Origin of the sequence: Bradyrhizobium sp. LCT2 (assembly GCF_009931255.1) — a bacterium.
GTDB classification, from domain to species: Bacteria; Pseudomonadota; Alphaproteobacteria; order Rhizobiales; family Xanthobacteraceae; genus Bradyrhizobium; species Bradyrhizobium diazoefficiens.
Window position 1 is genome coordinate 9,000,209 of record NZ_CP034432.1, and the last position, 20,289, is coordinate 9,020,497.

The 20,289-nt window shown below is 65.6% G+C and carries 26 protein-coding genes; 13 read left to right on the top strand and 13 right to left on the bottom strand.

The features are described from left to right. Window positions 1-2: 2 nt before the first annotated feature. Entirely contained in the window at window positions 3-1,556 is a 1,554-nt protein-coding gene (locus tag EI171_RS42435; protein ID WP_161536691.1) for a DUF1800 domain-containing protein, read from the bottom strand. Window positions 1,557-1,670: 114 nt separating this feature from the next. On the opposite strand from EI171_RS42435, the gene EI171_RS46310 reads away from it, so the two are divergent. Beyond that, window positions 1,671-1,880, top strand: a complete 210-nt coding sequence (locus EI171_RS46310; RefSeq protein ID WP_053815149.1) for a cysteine-rich CWC family protein — start codon at window positions 1,671-1,673, stop codon at window positions 1,878-1,880. 123 nt (window positions 1,881-2,003) lie between these two features. Here EI171_RS46310 and EI171_RS42440 read toward each other — a convergent pair whose 3' ends face one another. The 3 genes from EI171_RS42440 to EI171_RS42450 all read right to left on the bottom strand — a co-directional run bounded on the left by EI171_RS42440 (window position 2,004) and on the right by EI171_RS42450 (window position 3,812). Further along, window positions 2,004-2,702, bottom strand: coding sequence for a glutathione S-transferase family protein (locus tag EI171_RS42440; protein ID WP_038967273.1), 699 nt, complete (start codon window positions 2,700-2,702; stop codon window positions 2,004-2,006). 103 nt (window positions 2,703-2,805) lie between these two features. Then, entirely contained in the window at window positions 2,806-3,036 is a 231-nt protein-coding gene (locus tag EI171_RS42445; protein ID WP_161536692.1) for a hypothetical protein, read from the bottom strand. Further along, window positions 3,033-3,812 carry a sulfite exporter TauE/SafE family protein gene (locus EI171_RS42450; RefSeq protein ID WP_161536693.1) on the bottom strand — a complete coding sequence of 260 codons (780 nt, stop codon included), beginning with the start codon at window positions 3,810-3,812 and terminating at the stop codon, window positions 3,033-3,035. Before EI171_RS42450 ends, EI171_RS42445 begins: the two co-directional genes overlap by 4 nt. Before the next feature lie 304 nt (window positions 3,813-4,116). Here EI171_RS42450 and EI171_RS42455 point away from each other — a divergent pair, with 304 nt between their 5' ends. From EI171_RS42455 to uvrB, 4 genes are all read left to right on the top strand, one after another. Beyond that, window positions 4,117-5,034 (top strand): LysR substrate-binding domain-containing protein, encoded by a 918-nt coding sequence (locus EI171_RS42455; protein WP_028174686.1) that lies wholly within the window; start codon window positions 4,117-4,119, stop codon window positions 5,032-5,034. A 137-nt stretch (window positions 5,035-5,171) separates the two neighbouring features. Then, window positions 5,172-5,396 (top strand): hypothetical protein, encoded by a 225-nt coding sequence (locus tag EI171_RS42460; RefSeq protein WP_028174685.1) that lies wholly within the window; start codon window positions 5,172-5,174, stop codon window positions 5,394-5,396. A 30-nt stretch (window positions 5,397-5,426) separates the two neighbouring features. Further along, on the top strand, window positions 5,427-5,657 hold the full coding sequence (locus tag EI171_RS42465) for a hypothetical protein (RefSeq protein ID WP_028174684.1): 231 nt from the start codon (window positions 5,427-5,429) through the stop codon (window positions 5,655-5,657). A 93-nt stretch (window positions 5,658-5,750) separates the two neighbouring features. After that, entirely contained in the window at window positions 5,751-8,678 is a 2,928-nt protein-coding gene (uvrB, locus tag EI171_RS42470; protein WP_161536694.1) for an excinuclease ABC subunit UvrB, read from the top strand. A 92-nt stretch (window positions 8,679-8,770) separates the two neighbouring features. Here uvrB and EI171_RS42475 read toward each other — a convergent pair whose 3' ends face one another. Beyond that, entirely contained in the window at window positions 8,771-9,145 is a 375-nt protein-coding gene (locus EI171_RS42475) for a hypothetical protein (protein ID WP_161536695.1), read from the bottom strand. 149 nt (window positions 9,146-9,294) lie between these two features. Further along, window positions 9,295-9,531, bottom strand: coding sequence for a hypothetical protein (locus EI171_RS42480; RefSeq protein ID WP_161536696.1), 237 nt, complete (start codon window positions 9,529-9,531; stop codon window positions 9,295-9,297). Between the two features lie 262 nt (window positions 9,532-9,793). Between EI171_RS42480 and EI171_RS42485 the strand changes: the two genes are divergently transcribed. The 5 genes from EI171_RS42485 (at window position 9,794) to EI171_RS45200 (ending at window position 13,425) form a co-directional block, all read left to right on the top strand. Then, entirely contained in the window at window positions 9,794-10,246 is a 453-nt protein-coding gene (locus EI171_RS42485) for a nuclear transport factor 2 family protein (RefSeq protein WP_161536697.1), read from the top strand. A gap of 376 nt (window positions 10,247-10,622) precedes the next feature. Continuing rightward, the gene (locus EI171_RS42490; protein WP_161536698.1) at window positions 10,623-11,063 is read left to right on the top strand and encodes a nuclear transport factor 2 family protein; all 441 of its coding nucleotides are present in this window, start codon (window positions 10,623-10,625) and stop codon (window positions 11,061-11,063) included. A 282-nt stretch (window positions 11,064-11,345) separates the two neighbouring features. Further along, complete coding sequence (locus tag EI171_RS42495) at window positions 11,346-12,260, top strand: hypothetical protein (RefSeq protein WP_161536699.1); 915 nt, start codon at window positions 11,346-11,348, stop codon at window positions 12,258-12,260. A 249-nt stretch (window positions 12,261-12,509) separates the two neighbouring features. Beyond that, a complete protein-coding gene (locus tag EI171_RS42500) occupies window positions 12,510-12,932 on the top strand; it encodes a hypothetical protein (protein WP_161536700.1) in 423 nt (140 codons plus the stop codon). A 355-nt stretch (window positions 12,933-13,287) separates the two neighbouring features. Beyond that, window positions 13,288-13,425 carry a hypothetical protein gene (locus EI171_RS45200; RefSeq protein ID WP_165448177.1) on the top strand — a complete coding sequence of 46 codons (138 nt, stop codon included), beginning with the start codon at window positions 13,288-13,290 and terminating at the stop codon, window positions 13,423-13,425. A 39-nt stretch (window positions 13,426-13,464) separates the two neighbouring features. Here the strand turns inward: EI171_RS45200 and EI171_RS45205 are convergent, their stop codons facing one another. The 3 genes from EI171_RS45205 to EI171_RS42510 all read right to left on the bottom strand — a co-directional run bounded on the left by EI171_RS45205 (window position 13,465) and on the right by EI171_RS42510 (window position 14,740). Further along, window positions 13,465-13,611, bottom strand: a complete 147-nt coding sequence (locus EI171_RS45205; protein WP_027545961.1) for a hypothetical protein — start codon at window positions 13,609-13,611, stop codon at window positions 13,465-13,467. Window positions 13,612-13,808: 197 nt separating this feature from the next. Next, window positions 13,809-14,288 carry a MaoC family dehydratase gene (locus EI171_RS42505; RefSeq protein WP_161536701.1) on the bottom strand — a complete coding sequence of 160 codons (480 nt, stop codon included), beginning with the start codon at window positions 14,286-14,288 and terminating at the stop codon, window positions 13,809-13,811. Further along, window positions 14,288-14,740 carry a MaoC family dehydratase gene (locus EI171_RS42510; protein WP_161536702.1) on the bottom strand — a complete coding sequence of 151 codons (453 nt, stop codon included), beginning with the start codon at window positions 14,738-14,740 and terminating at the stop codon, window positions 14,288-14,290. Before EI171_RS42510 ends, EI171_RS42505 begins: the two co-directional genes overlap by 1 nt. Before the next feature lie 169 nt (window positions 14,741-14,909). On the opposite strand from EI171_RS42510, the gene EI171_RS42515 reads away from it, so the two are divergent. Then, window positions 14,910-15,206 carry a DUF4282 domain-containing protein gene (locus tag EI171_RS42515; protein WP_018648333.1) on the top strand — a complete coding sequence of 99 codons (297 nt, stop codon included), beginning with the start codon at window positions 14,910-14,912 and terminating at the stop codon, window positions 15,204-15,206. 116 nt (window positions 15,207-15,322) lie between these two features. Here EI171_RS42515 and ychF read toward each other — a convergent pair whose 3' ends face one another. The 4 genes from ychF to EI171_RS42535 form a co-directional block, all read right to left on the bottom strand. Next, window positions 15,323-16,420, bottom strand: coding sequence for a redox-regulated ATPase YchF (gene ychF / locus EI171_RS42520; RefSeq protein ID WP_011090173.1), 1,098 nt, complete (start codon window positions 16,418-16,420; stop codon window positions 15,323-15,325). A gap of 5 nt (window positions 16,421-16,425) precedes the next feature. Continuing rightward, window positions 16,426-17,031: an aminoacyl-tRNA hydrolase gene (gene pth / locus EI171_RS42525; protein WP_011090174.1), complete on the bottom strand. Its 606-nt coding sequence runs from the start codon at window positions 17,029-17,031 to the stop codon at window positions 16,426-16,428. Window positions 17,032-17,092: 61 nt separating this feature from the next. Continuing rightward, entirely contained in the window at window positions 17,093-17,809 is a 717-nt protein-coding gene (locus EI171_RS42530) for a 50S ribosomal protein L25/general stress protein Ctc (RefSeq protein ID WP_011090175.1), read from the bottom strand. Window positions 17,810-18,064: 255 nt separating this feature from the next. Then, a complete protein-coding gene (locus tag EI171_RS42535) occupies window positions 18,065-18,316 on the bottom strand; it encodes an accessory factor UbiK family protein (protein ID WP_011090176.1) in 252 nt (83 codons plus the stop codon). A 167-nt stretch (window positions 18,317-18,483) separates the two neighbouring features. Between EI171_RS42535 and EI171_RS42540 the strand changes: the two genes are divergently transcribed. Further along, the gene (locus EI171_RS42540; RefSeq protein WP_161536703.1) at window positions 18,484-19,215 is read left to right on the top strand and encodes a dienelactone hydrolase family protein; all 732 of its coding nucleotides are present in this window, start codon (window positions 18,484-18,486) and stop codon (window positions 19,213-19,215) included. A 211-nt stretch (window positions 19,216-19,426) separates the two neighbouring features. Then, window positions 19,427-20,272: a prolipoprotein diacylglyceryl transferase gene (lgt, locus tag EI171_RS42545; protein WP_161536704.1), complete on the top strand. Its 846-nt coding sequence runs from the start codon at window positions 19,427-19,429 to the stop codon at window positions 20,270-20,272. The last annotated feature ends 17 nt before the right edge of the window (window positions 20,273-20,289 follow it).

A 20,289-nucleotide genomic window follows, 5' to 3' on the forward strand; every position in this document is an offset into this window, starting at 1 on the left:
CATCATCTCCTCTGCATTTCCGGCGACATCAGCAGCAGCGCCAGCGCCTGCTGGCGCGATTCCGCGCGCTCGATGGTCCTTCGCGTTTCGATCGACGCCGCGTCTGCCGCTGCGAATTCCAGCAGGTCGAGCGGGTCGATGTTGTTGCCGAGCCGCGCGCCCATCTGCGCGGCGATGTCGAGCCGCAGCTTCATGCCTTCGGGCGCGGCCCAGGCCGCAACGGTGTCCGGGAAACCGTTGGGACCGGACGGCGACCACAGCGGCTGGCCGAGCAGATTGAGACCGTTCAGATAGGCGCCGGGATCCTCCGGCACGCGCGCGAGCAGCCGGCCGCTCGCGACCAGGAAATCGTAAGGGCTGCGCATCTTGGTCAGCGGCGCCTTCCAGGCCTCGTCAGAATCGACCAACGCGGTCGCCATGGCCTTGAGATCACCGTCGGTCTTGACGAAGACGTCGCGCAGGCGCGCGACCAATGCCTGAGGCGGATCGTCGGCGACGAAATGACGGACGAGCTTGGTCGCGATGAAATTCGCGGTCGAAGGATGCCGGGCGATGTCGGCGAGCGCCGCCTCGCCCTGCGCCAGCCCCGTCGGCTCGTAGGTCTTGCCGAGCAGCACTTGCGGCCCGGGCTGGTGTGCATTGACGTTGAAGGCGAAGGAGCCGGGTGTGCCGAGCCCGCCTTGCCTTCCGGCAAAGGTCCAGCCCGTGATGATGCGCGCGAGCGAGGTGACGTCCTCCTGCGTGTAGCCGCCGCCGACGCCGAGCGTGTGCAGCTCCATGATCTCGCGCGCGAGATTTTCGTTGAGCCCGCGCTTGCGGTTCTGCCCCGCCCGCGAGTCCGGCCCGAGCGATTGCTGGTTGTCGAGGAAGAACAGCATGGCCGGATGCTGCTCGACCGCCTTGAGCATGTCGGCGAAGCGCCCAAGCACGTGCGGCCGGATCGCCTCGCGCTCGAACGCGCCGGCCCAGATTCGCGCCAGCTCGCCCTTGCTCGCGGAGATGCAGAAATGGTTGGACCAGAACACGACCAGCCGCTCGGTGAAGCCGCACTCGACCAGCGTCGCACGCTGCAAGCGCGCCAGCGCCTCGGCACGAAAGGTTTTCTGGATCACGTTGAGCGGCTGCGGTGCAGGTTTTGCGGCGGGCGGCGCGGCCATGTTCGGCTGCATGGTCTCGGGCTTTGCCGCAGCGTCCGCCGGCTTGGCTTCGGCCATCTGGCCGGCGATCTCGGTCGCAGCCGTGTTCAGCGAGAGATTGCGGCGGGGCCCGGGCTTCTGATCAGCCGGCGCCTGCGCTTCGGGCGGCGTTCCGGCCTTGGCGGCGGCCTCGCGCGCCTGCTTGACCTCGTCCTGATAGGCGAACACGGCCTGGCCGAGTTGCGGCGTCGATAGCAGGCCGGGCGCTTCCAGCAGCACGCCGTTGGGGCGCGCCAGTTCCGCCTTCACGAAACCGCGCGGATCGGACGCCGCGTTGATCAGATCGCCGGATGCCCCGCCGCGGGCGCCGAAGCCGAAGCGGTTGAGCGCGACGAGGGCGGCTTGCGAATCGCGGGCCATCGATTTGTCCTTCGCGGATTGCCAACCGCTTTCCTGGTCTGTGCGCGGCGGATAATATACCGCGGCGGGAGATGAACCCGACATGAAAATGACGGCACAGCTTTTGCGCAAATCATGACAATTCCGAAAGAATCCTCAATGCAGGAACCGCGCCGTCTCACCTGCTCCCGCTGCGGCACCGAGTTCGGCTGCGACCTCTCGGGCACCTGCTGGTGCGCGGAGGAAACCGCGCGACTGCCGATGCCGGTCAAGGGCGAGGACTGTTTGTGCCGGGATTGTCTGCGCAAGGCGGCGGCGCGTAGCCCGGATGGAGCGCAAGCGTAATCCGGGCTACGGCAGTATCGTAGGGTGGGCAAAGCGAAGCGTGCCCACCATTTTCATTGCGCGTGTGGGGAGATGGTGGGCACGGCGCTTTGCGCCTTTGCCCACCCTACGAAGCGACAAAACTTACACCGCATGCCCCGGCGAGGTCCGCGCCATGCCGTCGAACGCATCGAGCAGCTTCTCGCGCCAGGCGTAGACCGGATCATCCGCCTCCAGCAGCTTGAACGGGCTCGTCACGCGTGCCCACTGAAAACCGCCGAACACGATGTAGTCGGCATAGTTCGGCGCGCCGCCGCCGATGAAGGGCTGCTTCTTCAACGTTTGCCGCATCATCTCCAACGATTTGCGGAAGGCGACCACGCCGGCATCGCGGCTGGCCATGATCTCTTCCAGCGTCTTGCCGCCAAAGCGTGCTTCGCGCGATTGGCGGAAATAGGCGGCATCGACGTCGGCGAGATTCTTCGGGATGTCGGCGATGATCAGCGGAAAGATGCCGCCGACGATGGCGATGTCGCCGAAGGCGTTGATCATGCGCGCCATGGCGCGGCCGCCCTCGCCGCCGAACAGCGACGGGCGATCCGGAAACCTGTCTTCGAGATAGTTCGCGATCGTCCAGGAATCGACGACGGGCTTGTCATCGTGCAGGAGCACCGGGACCTTCTCCGAGCCGTGCGGCGCGATCGCGCTCTTCTCGGTGAAGCGCCAGGGCAGCGATTCCGCCGCCAGGCCCTTGTGCGCCAGCGCCATCCGCGTGCGCCAGCAATACGGGCTGAAGGGACGCGAGGCGTCGGTGCCGACGAGTTCGAACAGTTTGAGCGACATGGCCGGTGCTCCGTCATCGCGAACGCAGCGAAGCAATCCAGACTTCCGCCGCGGAGACATTCTGGATTGCTTCGCTGGCGCTCGCAATGATGATGTGGAGACCTCACCGCCCATGCATGCGCAAAAACCTCTCGCCGTCCTCCGTGACCGCGATCACCAGCCCGATGCCTGCAACCGTCTCGCGCGCGACGTAGCCGCGGTCGGCGGCGTCTTCCCAGATGGTGAGGCGCGGGCACGAGGTCTTCCAGGTCGAAATCACCTCGGCATAGGCGCGCGGCTCGCGCGCGACCCATTCGACGAAGTCCAGCACCAGCGGATCGGCAGTCTCGCTCATTGCAAACCTCCCTTGTCGAAGGCCGCCAGCACCGGGGTGCGAACCAGGAGCCAGCCGCCATAGGCGACGTAGTAGCAGGCGATGGTGGTGATCAGCTTGTTCGACCAGACGATGAATTGCTGGTCGGTCATGGCTTCGAGAATGCGGCGCGCGAGCGTGGTGCCGAGCATGGATGCTGCGATCGCGACGCCGGCGAGCACGGGATCGAAGCTCGCGGCCTGGTCGATGATGCCGCCGAAATAGATCAGCTTGGTGAAGTGGCTGACGAGCTGGCACATCGCCTTCGTCGCCACCTTCTCACGCCGGCCGAAATCGCCACCGAGGAAGAAGGTGTCGAGCAGCGGCCCCGACACGCCGGTCATCAGCATCAAGCCCATGCAGATCGTGCCATAGACGGTGCCCTGCCAGAGCCTATCAGGGTCCGGCTTGATGTTCGTCGGCAGCAGCCGCGCCATGAACGGGGTGATGCCGAGCAGCAGCAGCGCCATCGGCTTGTCAGGCACGTAGCGGGTGAGCGACCAGGCCGCGAGCGCGATGGTCGCGCCGACCACATAGTTCGCGACCGGCCGCCAGCGGATATGCGCGCGCCACAGGAAGGCACGCCAGCCGTTCGAGGCCATCTGCGTGATCGCATGCAGCACCATCGCGGTCGGCAGCGGCATCAGCGCGAGCAGCACGCCGATCAGGATCAGCCCGCCCGCCATGCCGAACAGCCCCGACAGGAACGCGGTGGCGACCATCAGCAATCCAAGGGCAGCGATCATCATGGGCGTCACGCGGGGTCTCCGTAGCAAGTGAGGGACGCAGACTATGCGCTCTCCCTCGCCCCGCTTGCGGGGAGAGGGTGGGGTGAGGGGGAGCCTCCACAAGGGAGGTGGCAGTTGGACTCGCGGAGACCCCCCTCACCCGGAATTTGCTAACGCAAATTCCGGCCTCTCCCCGCAGGCGGGGAGAGGCGAAGAAGCAGCCTCCCGCTCAACAAAATCAGCATGGATTACGCTGATATTTCTGCCTCGCTTGCTCCCCTCGCGCAAACTGAGTTATCTTGCCCTGGCATCAGCTTTCCTGAGGGTCGGTCATTTGCGGCGGCTGCTCTTTCTCAACGGCATCAAGGCATTCGAGGCGGCGGCGCGGACCGGCAGCTTTGCTGCGGCGGGCGTCGAGCTCAACGTGTCGGCGGCCGCGGTCAGCCGCATGGTGCATCTGCTGGAGGAGCGGCTCGGCGTCGCGCTGTTCGAGCGCAAGGCCAACAGGCTGGTGCTGACGCAGGCGGGACGCGCCTATCAAAGCGGGCTGACGCCGATCTTCGATGCGCTCGCCAGCCTGACCGCGCAGGTGACGGCCCCCTCCAGCGTCCGCGTGCTCACCATCGGCGTCGGCCACACCTTTGCGATGCGCTGGCTGATCCCGCGCCTGTCGGAGTTTCGCAACGAGGAGCCCGACATCGAGGTGCGCTTCACCACCGGCGGCGCGTCGGTGCCGTTCGGCGAGGACTGGAGCTGCGGCATCAAGCTCGGCACCGGCGACTGGCCCGGGCTCGTCGCCGAGCCGCTGTTCGCCGGCGACCTCACGCCGGTCTGCGTGCCCCGTCTCGCCGCGAGCCTGAAGCGCCCGGCCGATCTCAGGGGACCCAGCCTGATCCGCGTCGCACATTCAGCCGAGGACTGGCCGATCTGGCTGAAGGCCGCCAACCTCGCGCGCATCAATGCGCGCGGGCCGGAATTCCAGTTTTACGGCCAGGCGCTCCAGGCCGCCGCCGACGGGCTCGGCATCGCCATGGGCATCCGGCCCTACATCGACGACGATCTCGCCGCCGGGCGCCTGGTAGCGCCGTTCGACCTCTCGGTGCCCAAGGGCATGCGCTGGTATCTGGTCTATCGCAGCTTCCAGACCGAGCAGCGCGACTTTGCCGCGTTCCGCCGCTGGATCATGCGGGCGGCGTCGGAACCCGCCGCCCGTCCGGCGAGGCGCACCGGCCGCACCACCGCGCGGAACTGAAATTCAGCGGTTCCGCGGGCAAAAAACCCCGTCGCATGTGAACCGCTTCACATCCTGAAATCCGCAAACGTGGTCCCCTGCCCCTCCAACAAGGCGCTCGAGCAACAGACTCGACCAAGACACTCCGGGGACTACCAATGACGACCATCTACGACGGCTTTGACATCGAATCCTTCGAAGCTGGCAAGGGGCTGTGGCACGCCCGCATCCGGCGCGCCGATTTCAGCCTGGTTGCCATCGACGGCGTGCTGTTTCCGGCCATGGAGGTCGGCTTCGCCTGGCCCGATCGCGACGCCGCGATTGCCGATGCCAAGCACCACATCGATCGCTTCCGCCGGCGGGCCGACAGCGACGACGAATAATCGGTCAGGGACGGCGAAGGGGAACCGGTCATGTCAATCACCGAATTCGACGACGGAGCGCGGCCTCGGATCTACAACCGCGCCGTCCTGTCGAATTGTCCCGAATGCAACGGCGATCTCGCGGTGCTCCGCGTGATCGGCGGCCGCGCCGGGTGCGAGTACTGGACCATGCGCTGCACCGATTGCGGCGGGATCCACCTCGACATCCTCAAGCCGCATGGGACGGCCGAGGACAACGAGGGCCCGCTGCCGGCGGCGTGACGTTTCGGCCTGCTGCCAACCTGCTGTCAGCAGCCTGCGCACGGACGGGCATTCGCCCTTTCCTGAGGGGCGGACTCGTCCCATATTCGCCCCATGGCGAAGAAATCTGCATCCTCCGAAAAATCCGGCAAATCCCCCAAGTCCAAGGCTCCGTCCAAGGCCCCGAACTCGAAGGCGCACCGCCCTGACGTGCAGCCGATCGGGCCGGCGCTGGCCGAGCTGCTCAATCCCGCCATCAACCGCGGCGATGCCGGGCTTGGATCGGGCACCGGCCTCCAGCCGCCGCCGGACAATTCGCGCGACCGCCGCGCCGGGGGCGAGGCCGCCGCGCATCGCGCGCGCGCCTCGACGCCGAAGGACTTTCCCAGTGACCGCCCGGCGGGACTCGACGAGGCGCCGCAGGCCAATTACGGCACCGCGGCCACGATCCCGACGCTCGATCCGGAACTGGCGCGGCAGCTCGGCCTGCCCACCGAGGAGGACGATGCCGAGGCGCTGGCGCGTCCGCCGCGCAGCAAAATGGAGGCGCTCGGCGTCAAGGCGACCGCGGATGCGCTGGAGTCGCTGATCCGCGAGGGCCGGCCGGAGTTCCGCAAGGACGACGGCTCCACGAAGGTATGGACCCCGCATCGGCCGCCGCGCCCGGAAAAGTCCGAAGGTGGCGTGCGCTTCGAGATCAAGTCGCACTACGAACCGCGCGGCGACCAGCCGACCGCGATCGCCGAGCTGGTCGAGGGCATCCAGCGCAACGACCGCAGCCAAGTGCTGCTCGGCGTCACCGGAAGCGGCAAGACCTACACCATGGCCAAGGTAATCGAGGCGACGCAGCGCCCCGCCATCATCCTGGCGCCGAACAAGACGCTGGCCGCCCAGCTCTATGGCGAGTTCAAGAACTTCTTCCCCGACAACGCGGTCGAATATTTCGTCTCGTATTACGACTACTACCAGCCGGAAGCGTACGTCCCGCGCACCGACACCTATATCGAGAAGGATTCCTCCATCAACGAGCAGATCGACCGCATGCGCCACTCGGCGACGCGCGCGCTGCTCGAACGCGACGACGTCATCATCGTCGCCTCGGTGTCCTGCATCTACGGTATCGGCTCGGTCGAGACCTACACCGCGATGACCTTCGCGCTGAAGAAGGGCGAGCGCATCGACCAGCGCCAGCTGATCGCCGACCTCGTCGCGCTCCAGTACAAGCGCACCCAGGCCGATTTCACCCGCGGCACCTTCCGGGTCAGAGGCGACGTCATCGACATCTTCCCGGCGCACTATGAGGACCGCGCCTGGCGCGTGAACCTGTTCGGCGACACGATCGAGACCATCGAGGAGTTCGATCCGCTCACCGGCCACAAGCAGGACGAGCTCGAATTCATCAAGATGTACGCCAACTCGCACTATGTGACGCCGCGCCCGACGCTGGTGCAGGCGATCAAGTCGATCAAATCGGAATTGAAGCAGCGGCTCGATCAGCTGCACGACCAGGGCCGCCTTTTGGAAGCGCAGCGGCTGGAGCAGCGCACCACCTTCGACCTCGAGATGATGGAGGCGACCGGAAGCTGCGCCGGCATCGAGAACTATTCGCGCTATCTCACCGGACGCCTGCCCGGCGAGCCGCCGCCGACGCTGTTCGAATACGTGCCTGACAACGCGCTGGTGTTCGCCGACGAAAGCCACGTCACCGTCCCCCAGATCGGCGCCATGTTCAAAGGCGACTTCCGCCGCAAGGCGACGCTCGCCGAATACGGTTTCCGCCTGCCCTCCTGCATGGACAACCGCCCGCTCCGCTTCGAGGAATGGGACATGATGCGGCCGCAGACCATCGCGGTGTCGGCGACGCCGAGCGGCTGGGAGCTGAACGAGAGCGGCGGCGTGTTCGTCGAGCAGGTCATTCGCCCGACCGGGCTTATTGATCCTCCGGTCAACATTCGCCCCGCCCGCACCCAGGTCGACGATCTCGTCGGCGAAGTCCGCGCCACCGCGCAGGCCGGCTATCGCTCGCTGATCACGGTGCTGACCAAGCGCATGGCGGAGGATCTCACCGAATATCTGCACGAGCAGGGTATTCGCGTCCGCTACATGCACTCGGATATCGACACCATCGAGCGCATCGAGATCATCCGGGATCTCCGGCTCGGCGCCTTCGACGCGCTGGTCGGCATCAACCTCCTGCGTGAAGGCCTCGACATTCCCGAATGCGCGCTGGTCGCGATTCTCGACGCCGACAAGGAAGGCTTTTTGCGCAGTGAAACGTCCTTGATCCAGACCATCGGCCGCGCCGCGCGCAACGTCGACGGCAAGGTGATCCTCTATGCCGACCAGATGACCGGCTCGATGGAGCGCGCCATCGCGGAAACCAACCGGCGCCGCGAAAAACAGGTCGAGTACAACACCGCCAACGGCATCACGCCGGAGAGCGTGAAGAAGCAGATCGGCGACATCCTCAACTCCGTCTACGAGCGCGACCACGTGCTGGTCGAGGTCGGCGGCCACGACATGACCGACGACGTCATCTCGATCGGCCACAATTTCGAAGCCGTGCTCGCCGATCTCGAAACCCGCATGCGCGAGGCCGCGGCCGATTTGAACTTCGAGGAAGCCGCGCGCCTGCGCGACGAAGTCAAGCGCCTGCGCGCCACCGAACTCGCGGTGGTCGACGACCCCACCGCCAAGCAGCGCACCGTCCAGGGCAAGGCCGGCGCCTATGCCGGCACCAAGAAGTACGGCGACGCGGCGAACCTGCCCGTCAGCGCGATGAAGAGGAAAACCGTGAGCTCCGCGCTGAAGGCCAGCGGCGTCGGCAGCGGCTCGAAGGTGCACAAGCCGCATCTCGACGAGATGCACGGCCCGGAATCGCTGCCCTACCGCGAGAAGCCGAGCCTGCCCGCAAAGCCGTTCGGCAGCACGAGCCGGATCATCCAGCCGACGGACTCGCGACAGTCAGGACCGGAGTTCGGCCCCACCCCGCGCTCCAGCGGCGGCGCGCCGGGGCATCGCGGCGGGTGGAAGAAGAGGTAGGGGGCGCGGGGTCATCCGCGTTGTTCGTGGTTATGGATTCCGGGCTCGCGACTTCGTCGCGCCCCGGAATGACGAGGGAGAGATATGCTCCTTCACCCCACGCTCGCCGTCACCACGGCCATCCCCGACAGCAGCAGCACGATGGTAACGAGCTGAAGCGAGGCGACCGGCTGGGTGCGCCAGGCGGTGATCTTGTCGGATCGCGACAGATGGGCCTCGAAGAATTTTGGTTCGTAGACGGTCTTGAAGAAGGAAGGGAAGCTCGAGCCCGGCGCCACCGCGAGCAGCGCATGGGCGATGGAGGCGATGGCGACGCCGGGGTCGCCGACGAGGTCGTGGTTGCCGAGCAGCTTGAGCAGCATCGCGGCGGTGGCGAAGGTCGGGAAGCTCTGGAGGGTCGCGGTCAGCGCGAGGCCTTCGAGCGCGTTGTGGAGGCGGGACTTTCTCGCGGCGATCGTGGCGGCCATGGCACGTCTCCCTGGTGACATGCCGATCACGACAGCCGCGTCGGGGCGGGCGTGATGTGAGATGGGTCACGCCCTTTTCCATAGCCGGAACAAGGGGCGAGATGGATTCCGGGCTCGCGCCGAGTGGCGCGCCCCGGAATGACGGGGGATTACAGCTTCCCCTGCCCGTTCACCTGGCTCTGCTGTTGCCGCTGCCTTTCCTGCTCCTTGGCGTGGTGCCGGCCGTAGAGGCAGCCGGCGGCGGCGCCGAGGACGCCGTGATGGCCGGCATAGTGGCCGGCGACGCCGCCGACGACGGCGCCCTTGATGCAGCCCTTGGCGTTGGCGGTGGAGGTCGCACCGCAGATGAGAAGCGCGGCGGTGACGGCGAGAAGCTGGGATTTCATGGATCGATGTCTCCGGATGCGGTGTCGGCGTCTCAACGGGCGCGGGCGCATCGCGGTTCCACGCGCCTGCGCGGCCCCCGGCATTGCGCAAGGCGATTTCGTGCAGGCGCACGGGCGCTCAACCCATAATTGCAGCCATGAACCTGGCATTGCGCTTGCGCGTCATATCGACTGCAACACTCCTGTGGTTTCGCGGATTGCCGGTGCGCGAAACCGCGCGTTAGCGTTGCGCAACGCCATGCGGCCAATGAGGACGGGCGGAATGACAGTCGAGAAGCTCAATCGCCAGCGCGTCGTGCATCTGCTCGACGCCTTCGCGCGCGGCGACATCGAGGCCGCGCTGTCGTGCTGCACCGACGACGTCGACTTCCTCACCCACGCGCCGATCGACATCCTGCCGCACATGGTGCCGCGCCACGGCAAGGCCGAATTGCGCGCGCTCTGGCAGACGGTCTGGGTGCGCTATTCGGAGATCCGCTACAAGGCGCCGCACATCGTCGCCGAGGGCGACGAGGTCGCCACCTACATGCAGACCTATTTCAGGAAGCGCAGCAACGACCGCGTCGTGCAGTTCGATATGGCGGTGTTCTACACCTTCCGCAACGGACAGGTGGCGCAGATCCGCGAGATCATCGATTCCTACGATCTGGTGCAGCAGGTGCTGGAGCGCGAGATCGGACCGCTGATCGTGGGGGCGCGGGTGGACGGGAGTTAATCCCGACCGCGCTCTTCGCGACGTCGTCCTGGCGAAAGCCAGGACCCATTACCCCGACTGCCGATATGGTGGCACCTTGCTAACCGCTAGCGTGCCCATTGCAGGATTCGGTGGCTATGGGTCCTGGCTTTCGCCAGGACGACACCGAGAATGCGGGAACCAGCGCTCGTACGCTTGAGCCCCCCGGAAGATTACGGGGTTCTGTTGTAAATCTCACAAAACGCGATCAATTGTGCATTGCGAAAACGTGAATTGCGTTTTGGCCGAAATTCCGTATTTTGTTCGCATACAAACGAGTTGAGCGGCCCCGAGGCACGTTTCCTGTGCATCGGGCTGCTTTCCGTTTTTTTGCAAGCCAGCTTCAGGACTGCCCAAAATGACAGAGCACAGCCTCTGGCGTTTCTCGCGCGCATTGCACCGCGCGATCAACGACCGGCATTTCGAGGATATCGAGGCCCTGATCGACGAGGACGTCGAGTGGGCGCTCTATGGCCCGATCGACATGTTTCCGTTCCTCGGCGCGCGCCAGGGCAAGGACGCCGTGCTCGACGTCATCCGCCAGCTCGCCGACAATTTCCAGGTCCGCCGCTTCGATCGCGAGAGCATCATGCTCGGCGTCGATTCCGCCGCCTCGATGCTGCGCTATTCGCTGACGGCGCTGGATTCCAACAAACCGATTTCCTTGCGGGCCGCGCAGTTCGCCCAGTTCAGGGCGGGCAAGCTCGTCAGCTTGCGCGTGCTGATCGACACCTTCGACCTGGTCGAGCAGGCACTCGGCCGTGCCATTCATCTGCCGAAGATGAGCAGCGTCGGCTGAGGGGGGACGCCAACGGGCCCCGCTCTTCGGGACCGATGACGATGCGTGGTGCGACGTCCTGGCCTCCAGCCCCGCCGGATGCCGTCGTGCCGGAAGCCCGTCGTCGGGCGCGCGCCTTTCGCGCGGCCCGTTGGTTTCGCGTCCCCAGGCAAGCGTCCAAAGGCGAGCCGCCACAATTTCGCAACGATAGGTCAGCATCCTCGCTGCGGAATGGCGCATGGTCATTGCGGAAGTCCGCTATATATTATCGGACAGCATGCGCCGGGGTTCGCGGGCAGGACGATGGAATTCTCGACAGGTTTTGGCTGGACCAGGCTGCCAGTGCTGGCGGCCGCGTTCATTTTGGGCTCGGTGCTGACGGTCTCGGCGCAGATCATCCCGCCCTTCTCCCCACCCGCGGCCGCGCCCGACGAGGAAGCCGAGGCGGCGGATACCCCCGACGTCAACGACCCCGACGTGCTCAAAGGCATCGACGTCGACAAGCTCGACTGGGGCCAGCTCGCGATCGACGCCGGCACGCTCAACGACCTCATCGCCGCCAAGAAGCGCGCGCAGGCCGCCGCCAATGACGGGATGAACTGGTCGTCGAACGCCAATGCCAACGGCTCCTCGGCGGTGACGGTGAAGCAGTCGGTATCCTCGTTCTGGGACGCCCGCATCGGCGCCGACATGACGGTGACGAGCGAGCCGCGGACGATGTCCGAGCTCTTGGCGCAGAAGGCCGCCAATGGCGGCAACCTGCCGCAATCCTCCGGCAGCGCCTGGGCGGCGGCGACCGCGCCCGGCGCGGGCCCGATCTGGGACAAGACCGCGGTGGAAGCCCGTGTCGACCCCGGCGCCGAGCAGAGCAAGCTCGGCGCGTCGCTGACCAAATCGGTGCCGCTGTCGGGCGACACGTCGCTGACGCTGCAGAACGGCTACAGCGTCAACCAGCAGGGCACGACCGCGGTCCCCGGCATCGGCGGGCACATCACCCGCAATTACGAGACCGACCAGTCCGCCAAGGTCACCCTCACCGACACCGGCACCAGCATCACCGCCGGCCAGACGCTCTCGACCACCGACGACAAATGGCTGCGCAAGTTCGGCGCCGAGCAAAAGCTGTTCGACAACGTCACCGTCTCCGGCTCGGTCGGCGAGACCTCGCAGGGCGCGATCAACAAGAGCCTGACGGCGGGGTTCAAGAAGAGCTGGTGAGTGTGTTTTCGCCTCTCCCCGCTTGCGGGGAGAGGGAGTCAGACACCGGCCGTGCCGCGAAGGCGCTCCGCCGCAGCCGCCGTTTAGACATTCCTAACCATACGCCACGGCAAAACCCCCGAATGGTCCGCCCTTGCCGCATCTCGGCCCAGTTACGGTCAAAATCCGGCGCCCTGATGCGGATCGCCTTACAGACGTCGTCGTGCGGGGGACACTCGCGCTGCGCTCAACGCGAACAGGGGAACAACGATGAACGCCATGCGTCCGGAAAAGACCGAGACCACCGAGACCGAGACGGTCGACAGCAATCTCGCCGCGGTGACGGAAGTCGAAGCCGGCATCCGTGACTTCGTCCGCAACGACATCGCCTATCTGCGCCGGCCTGCGGCGACGAGCGCCGACGCACCGCCGCTCGATCCGAGCGCGGAGGCCACCGTCACCAACGTCAACTCGCTGATCCAGCGCGTCGCCGGCACCTCGCTCGCCGAGATCGAGAATCTGATCTCCGAGCTCGAGAGCCTGCGCGACCTGCTCCATGCCGAAGGCCAGCGCGTCCAGCGCGAGATCTCCGGCTACGCCCAGCTCAGCCAGGCCGCGATGAAGTCGACCCGCATGATCGCCGACAACGTCGCGCAGTGGAAGCGCGCCGCCGACGGCCTGCGCAACAGCTGATCGGTCAGCACCCGGCATCACCGGCCGCCGCGTTCCGAAAGGGGCGCGGCGGTTTTGATTCCGGGGCGGTGTGAATGCGCGTGTCCGCACGCTGTCTCCCCAATGCAGGCGTCATCGCCCGCCTTGTGCGCACTTGCGCACTGGAGCGGGCGATCCAGTATTCCAGAGACGGCGGTGATTGAGCGGAGACGCCGCGGCGTACTGGATGCCCCGGACAAGCCGGGGCATGACAGCGGAGGGCTTGGCAGGCGGCCACGCAAGTACGTCGGCCAGAGCCCCCCTTTGAACCCTCCACCCCTCCCCGGCGACCAATGCCAAGCGCCCGTCGGTTTACGCGGGCTCAGGGGGACATTTCATGGAAAGCATTCGGCCCGACACCACGGAGCCCATACCGCTGCGACCCGCGCCGAACCAGTTCGGCACGATCATGCTGCGCTTCGTTGGATTATTGGCGGTTGCGATCGCAGTGCTGGCGTTCGTCTATAGCCGCTGAGCGGAAGCCGGACACCGGCCCCGAAACGTTAACGAGCTCTTACCGGGCGGCTTCCACGGTCGAGGCTTCCAGGGTGTAGGCGCCATCGGCATAGCCCTTCACCACCATGCCGGCGACCAGCATCACGGCCAACGTCGCGGTCGCAAAGATAAATCCAACAAACTTGAGTGCGCCGCGGTCAGCCATGGTCCTCGTCCCCTGTCCTCTGCCTATTCGTTCAAATAGACAGCGACAGGTTCATAATTGGTTAGCAACTCGATGGTTCCCCCAACTGCTTCGCGGGTAACCATCTTGCGCAGGCTTATGGCAGCCGCCCGGAATCGCGTCCATAGCGCGCGGGCAACACTCGCGCGCTCTTTTCCGCCGTTCATCTTGGAACTGATCTAACCGCCCTTCCGCATCGGCACGAAGGCTGAGGCGGTGATGGCGTAGACCTCTTCGCCGCGCTGGTTGGTGCCGGTGGTGCGGGCCGTCAAAATGCCCCAGCCGGGGCGCGAGGCGGAGGTGCGCTTGTCGATGACGACATTGGCGTAAGAAACGGTATCGCCGGCGAGCACCGGCCGGATCCAGCGCAGGTCGCGAAAGCCCGGTGACGGGCCCCACACCGCAACCTCCTCGCCGCGCGCTGCGGCCTCTCGCGCCAGACGCTGGCCGTCCGCGACAAGCAGGCTCATGCAGGCCGACCCGACATGCCAGCCCGAGGCCGCGAGCCCGCCGAACAGCGAGCTCTTGCCTTCCTCCTCGTCGAGGTGAAAGCGCTGCGGATCGAATTTTTGGGCGAATGTCTTGATCGACTCCGCGGTGAACGTATAGGCGCCGATCTCGCGGCGATGGCCGATCTCGATCTCCTCGAAGAACCGCATCAGACCGTCCCCTCGCGCCGCTCGATCAGGATCGGCGAGGTCATCTCGCACAGCGCCTGCCCCTTGGCGTTGCGCACGGTGCATTTGAACTTGACGATGCCGAGGTCGGGGCGGCTCTTCGAGGCGCGCGCCTCCATGACATCGACGTCCAGCATGAGGTCGTCGCCGGGCCTGAGCGGCGACAGCCAGCGCACCTCGTCGACGCCGGGGGAGCCGAGCGAGGCGGCGCGGGTGATGAAGCCGTCGGCCATCATCCGCATCATCAGCGAGCACAGGTGCCAGCCCGAGCCGGACAGGCCGCGCAGCATGCTCTTGCTGGCGGCGTCCTCGTCCAGGTGCATCGGTTGCGGATCGAACTCGGCGGCGAAGGCCAAGATCTCGTCGCGGGTGACATGGCGCGGGCCGAACGTTCCGAACCGGCCGGGCGGGAAGTCTTCAAAGGTCAGGGTCATCTTGGGATTGCTGGCGGAAATGACAGATTGTGGCCGCACTTTGCGGCAATCTCAACCCGCCGGCCCGCATGGCTCGTGCTACATTCGACGCGGCGATTCTGGCCTTGAGTCGGGTCAACCGAGGGCCGAAGCCCGATTTGACAAGGCCCGATTTGTCCGGGGGAGAGCGATGTTTTCATTCAGCGACCTGTTTCAGTGGGACCGCTTTATCACGCCGACGATCATCAAGACCTTCTACTGGCTGGTGATCGCGCTGATCTGCCTGTTCGGCCTCTCCGGCATCTTCTCCGGCCTAGCTGCGATGGCGATCAGCCCGTTCGGCGGCTTCCTGGTGCTGCTGTCGTCGATCGCGAGCGTCGTCGTCGGCATCGTGTTCTCGCGCATCGTCGCGGAACTGATCCTGATCGTCTTCCGCATCAACGAGCATCTCGGCGCGATCCGGGATCAGGGCGGCGGGATGCGGTAGCCCGTCATTCCGGGGCGCGCGCAGCGCGAACCCGGAATCCATCGGGCCTCAGAACAAGTGGATGAATGGATTCCGGGCTCGCGCCAAGAGGCGCGCCCCGGAATGACAACTCCGGCTTACGTATTGAACCGGAAATGCATCACGTCGCCGTCGGCGACGACGTATTCCTTGCCTTCGAGGCGGAGCTTGCCGGCATCGCGGGCGCCGGCTTCGCCGCCGAGCGCGACGTAGTCGTCAAACGCGATCGTCTCGGCGCGGATGAAGCCTTTCTCGAAATCGGTGTGGATCACGCCGGCCGCTCCCGGCGCCTTGGTGCCGCGATGGATGGTCCAGGCACGCGCTTCCTTCGGGCCCACCGTGAAATACGTGATGAGGTCGAGCAGCGTGTAGCCGGCGCGGATCAGGCGGTCGAGGCCGGCCTCTTCGAGACCCAGCGTCTCCAGGAAGTCGGCGCGTTCTTCGCGCGAAATGGTGGCGATCTCGGATTCGATCTTGGCCGAGATGACGACGGCGACGGCGCCTTCCTTGGCGGCCTGCTCCTGCACCGCCTTGGAGAACGAATTTCCGGTCGCGGCCGAACCTTCCTCGACGTTGCAGACATAGAGCACGGGCTTGGACGACAGCAGGCCGAGCATCCCGAAGGCGCGCTCCTCCTCCGCCTTGCGCTCGACGAGGCGCGCGGGCTTGCCCTCGCGCAGCAGCACCAGGGTGCGGTTGACGAGGTCGAGCTGCTCCTTGGCGTCCTTGTCGTTGCCCTTGGCCTTCTTGGTGAGGTTGTCGACGCGCTTCTCGAGGCTGTCGAGGTCGGCGAGCATCAGCTCGGTCTCGATGGTCTCGATGTCGGCGAGCGGGGCGATCTTGCCCTCGACATGGGTGATGTCGGAGTCTTCAAAGCAGCGCACGACATGCGCGATGGCGTCGACCTCGCGGATGTTGGCGAGGAACTGGTTGCCGAGGCCTTCGCCCTTGGAGGCGCCGCGCACGAGGCCCGCGATGTCGACGAAGGTCAGCCGGGTCGGAATGATCTGGCCGGACTTGGCGATCGCCGCAAGCTTGTCGAGCCGCGGATCGGGCACGGCGACCTCGCCGACATTCGGCTCGATGGTGCAGAACGGATAGTTCGCAGCCTGCGCCGCGGCCGTCTCGGTCAGCGCATTGAACAAGGTCGACTTGCCGACATTGGGCAATCCGACGATCCCGCATTTGAATCCCACGAGCGTTATTCCTTGCCGTTGTCGTCCTTGGTCAAAAACCCCTTCGCCTGCATGGCAAGATGCACCCTGTTGGCGAAGGTCGCGTCCGTGCCCTTGGCGATCAGCGCCGCGTGCTCGGCGACCGCGTCGCAGAGCGTCGCCACCCAGTCGTTGTCGGCCTTGGCGAAGTCCGACAGCACGTGGCCGTGCACCAGTTCCTTGACGCCGGGATGACCGATGCCGAGCCTGACACGGCGGTAGTCGTTGCCGATATGCGCCGAGATCGAGCGCAGACCGTTGTGGCCGGCGATACCGCCGCCGACCTTCACCCGTACCTTGCCCGGCGGCAGCTCGAGTTCGTCATGGAACACGGTGACGTCGCCAGGGGCGATCTTGAAGAAGCCTGCCGCCTCCTGAACGCTCCGGCCGGAATCGTTCATGTAGGTCGTCGGCTTGAGCAGGATCACGCGCTCGGTGCCGAGCGCGCCTTCCGAGGTCTCGCCCTGAAACCTGCGGCGCCATGGCGAGAAACCATGACGCCGCGCGATCTCGTCGACGGCCATGAAGCCGATATTGTGCCGGTTACGTGCGTATTTCGCGCCGGGATTGCCGAGCCCAACAAAGAGTCGCATGACGCGGCGCGCCCCTCGCTCGGCGCGCGGTCACAGGACCGCGCGCCAGCTCTTTGAGAGATTACTTCTTCTTGTCGCCGCCGGCGGGAGCCTTGGCAGCCGCTGCCGGAGCAGCAGCAGCCGGAGCAGCCGCACCAGCCGCAGGAGCTGCCGCAGCCGGAGCCGCGCCACCAGCAGCTGCCGCAGCAGCAGCCTTCTGCTCTTCGGCGTAGCCGGACGGCGGCACGATGGTGACGAGGGTCGCGTCCTCGCGGGTCAGCGCCTTCACGCCGGCCGGCAGCTTGACGTCCGACAGATGCAGCGAGTGACCGATTTCGAGCGAGCCGACGTCGGCCTCGATGTACTGCGGGATGCTCTCGACGCCGCATTCGAGCTCGATCGCGTGGGCAACGATGTTGACGGTGCCGCCGCGCTTCACGCCCGGGGAGGCTTCCGACTTCACCACGTGCAAGGGAACGCTGATGCGGATGGTGGCGCCTTCGCCGAGCCGCATGAAGTCGACATGGATCGGGAAGTCCTTGACCGGATCGAGGTGATAGTCGCGCGGAATCACGCGGTGCTTCTTGCCCTCGAGGTCGATGTCGACCAGCGTGGTCAGGAACCGGCCGGCGAGGATGCGCTGGCGCAGTTCGCGATCTTCAATCGAGATCGTGACAGGGGGCTGGTTGTTGCCATAGATCACTCCGGGCACTCTGCCGGCGCGACGCTCAGCCCGGGCGGCCCCCTTGCCGCTCTTCGGACGTGCGGTCGCCTTCAATTCCTTGACGGTCGTCGCCATGTCGTTAAGTCCTTGTTTTTGCAAAAGTTAATGGGCCGCAGCGCGGCCCATGGCATCGTCCACAGCAAGCCTCCAGGGGTGCGGGGGCCGCGGACGTGGCGGGCTTTTACCCGGAAGATGCGGAAATGACAAGAAGAATGGGCTGGCGGGCCGCGCCGGACTAGCCGTCATTCCGGGGCGGTCGCGACAGCGACCGAACCCGGAAGCTCGAGGTTCCGGGTTCGATGCTGCGCATCGCCCCGGAACGACAAATACCTATCCCCCCAGCTTCGCCTCCAGCGCCGTGATGCGCGCCTTCAGGGCTTCGTTCTCCTCGCGCGCCAGGCGGGCCATGTCCTTGACCGCCTCGAACTCCTCGCGCTTGACGAGGTCCATGTCGCGCAGGAATTTTTCGGCCTGGGTCCGCATCACCGTGTCGAACTCGCGCTTGACGCCCTGAGCCGCACCGGCGGCGTCGTTCATCAGGCGACCGATCTCGTCGAAAAACCGGTTGTTGGTCTGGGTCATGTCGGTCTCCTGGCGGCCTGCGATAAACTTTGCGCGAACTCTTGGGAAGACAATGGCAATCCGATCGGGCCGGATCAAGGGCCGATCGGCCGTATCCTTGTCATGCCCCGGTTTCCTTGCAATCGTATTCAACGTCCCGGCATAAGAAGAATCACAAGGCGCACGAGATGATCGACCAGCAGATCGCGATTCCTACCAAGGACGGCCACACCGCAACCTTCATCAGCCATCCCGAGCGTGGCGGGCCGTTTCCGGTCATCCTGTTCTACATGGATGCGCCGGCGATCCGCGAAGAGCTGCGCGACATGGCGCGCCGGCTCGCGACATCAGGGTATTACGTGATGCTGCCGAACCTCTATTACCGCTCCGGCGTGATGGAGCTGGGCGCGCTGCCGACCGACCCGAACGCACCGGAGCGCAAGCGCATGTTCGCGCTGATGAGCTCGCTCACCATTCCCATGATCATGGACGACACACGCGCGCTGCTCACTTACGCCGAGGGCCAGGCCGCCGCGAACACGAAGATTGTCGGCACCGTCGGCTACTGCATGAGCGGCCGCTACGCGGTCAACGCCGCCACGCATTTCCCCGATCGCGTCAAGGCCGCCGCCTCGATCTATGGGGTGCAGCTCGCAACCGACCAGGACGACAGCCCGCATCTGGCCCCAGCCAAGACCGGGGCCGAGCTCTACTTCGCCTGCGCCGAGACCGATGTCTACGCGCCGCCGGAGATTATCGAAAAGGTCAAAGAGGGCATGAAAGGTGCCAAGGCCGAGGTCGAGATCTATCCCGGCACGCATCACGGCTTCGCCTTCCCCAAGCGCCCGGTCTATGACCGCGACGCCGCCGAGCGGCACTGGGAGCGTCTGCTGGCGCTCTATCGCCGCAATCTCGTGTGAGCAGCAGTATGATCGGCCTATCCGCGAACTCGATGCACCTCTCCCGCTTGCGGGGGAGGTCGGCGCGAAGCGCCGGGTGGGGGTTCTCTCCACACGGAGATTATCTCGATTGCGGAGACACCCCCTCCCCAACCCTCCCCCGCAAGCGGGAGAGGGGGCGCAGCTCCGTCGGGGCCGCAGCTTGCCCATCAAACTCTAGAAACAAGGCGTGATGCCCTTTCTTCTCATCGACTTTCCCGCCTTCAAGCCGATCGCGATCGAGATCGGTCCGTTCGCGATCCGCTGGTACGCGCTGGCCTATATCTGCGGCATCGTGTTCGGCTGGCTCTATGCGCGCTCGCTCCTGAAGAACGAGCGTTTGTGGGGCGGGCCGGCGCCGATCTCGCTGGTGCAGGTCGACGACTTCATCCTGTGGGTCACGCTCGGCATCATCCTCGGCGGCCGCACCGGCTACGTGCTGTTCTACAATCTGCCCTTCTTCATCGATCACCCCACCGCGATCTTCAGATTGTGGGAGGGCGGCATGTCGTTCCACGGCGGCTTCCTCGGCTGCGTCGTCGCGGTGATGTGGTTCGCCTACCGCAACGGGATCCCGATCCTGTCGCTCGGCGACATCACCACCGCGGTCGCGCCGGTCGGGCTGCTGCTCGGGCGCATCGCCAATTTCATCAACGGCGAATTGTGGGGCCGTGCCACCGATGCGAGCCTGCCCTGGGCGATGGTCTTCCCCAACGATCCCACCCAGCTGCCGCGCCATCCGAGCCAGCTCTATGAGGCCGGCATGGAGGGCATCCTGCTGTTCACGGTGCTTGCGATCATGATCCGCCTCGGCGCCCTGAAGCGGCCCGGAATGATCCTCGGCGCCTTCATCCTGATCTATGGTCTGACCCGGATCGCCGGCGAGCATTTCCGCGAGCCGGACGTCCAGCTCGGCTTCCTCTGGGGCGGATTAACCATGGGCATGCTGTTGTCGATCCCGATGCTTATTGTAGGTCTCATACTTATTGTATTGGCTATCAGGCGCGGTGCGCCGAGGCCGATCGAGGCCATTCGTTAATTCCTTTCGAGAAGAAG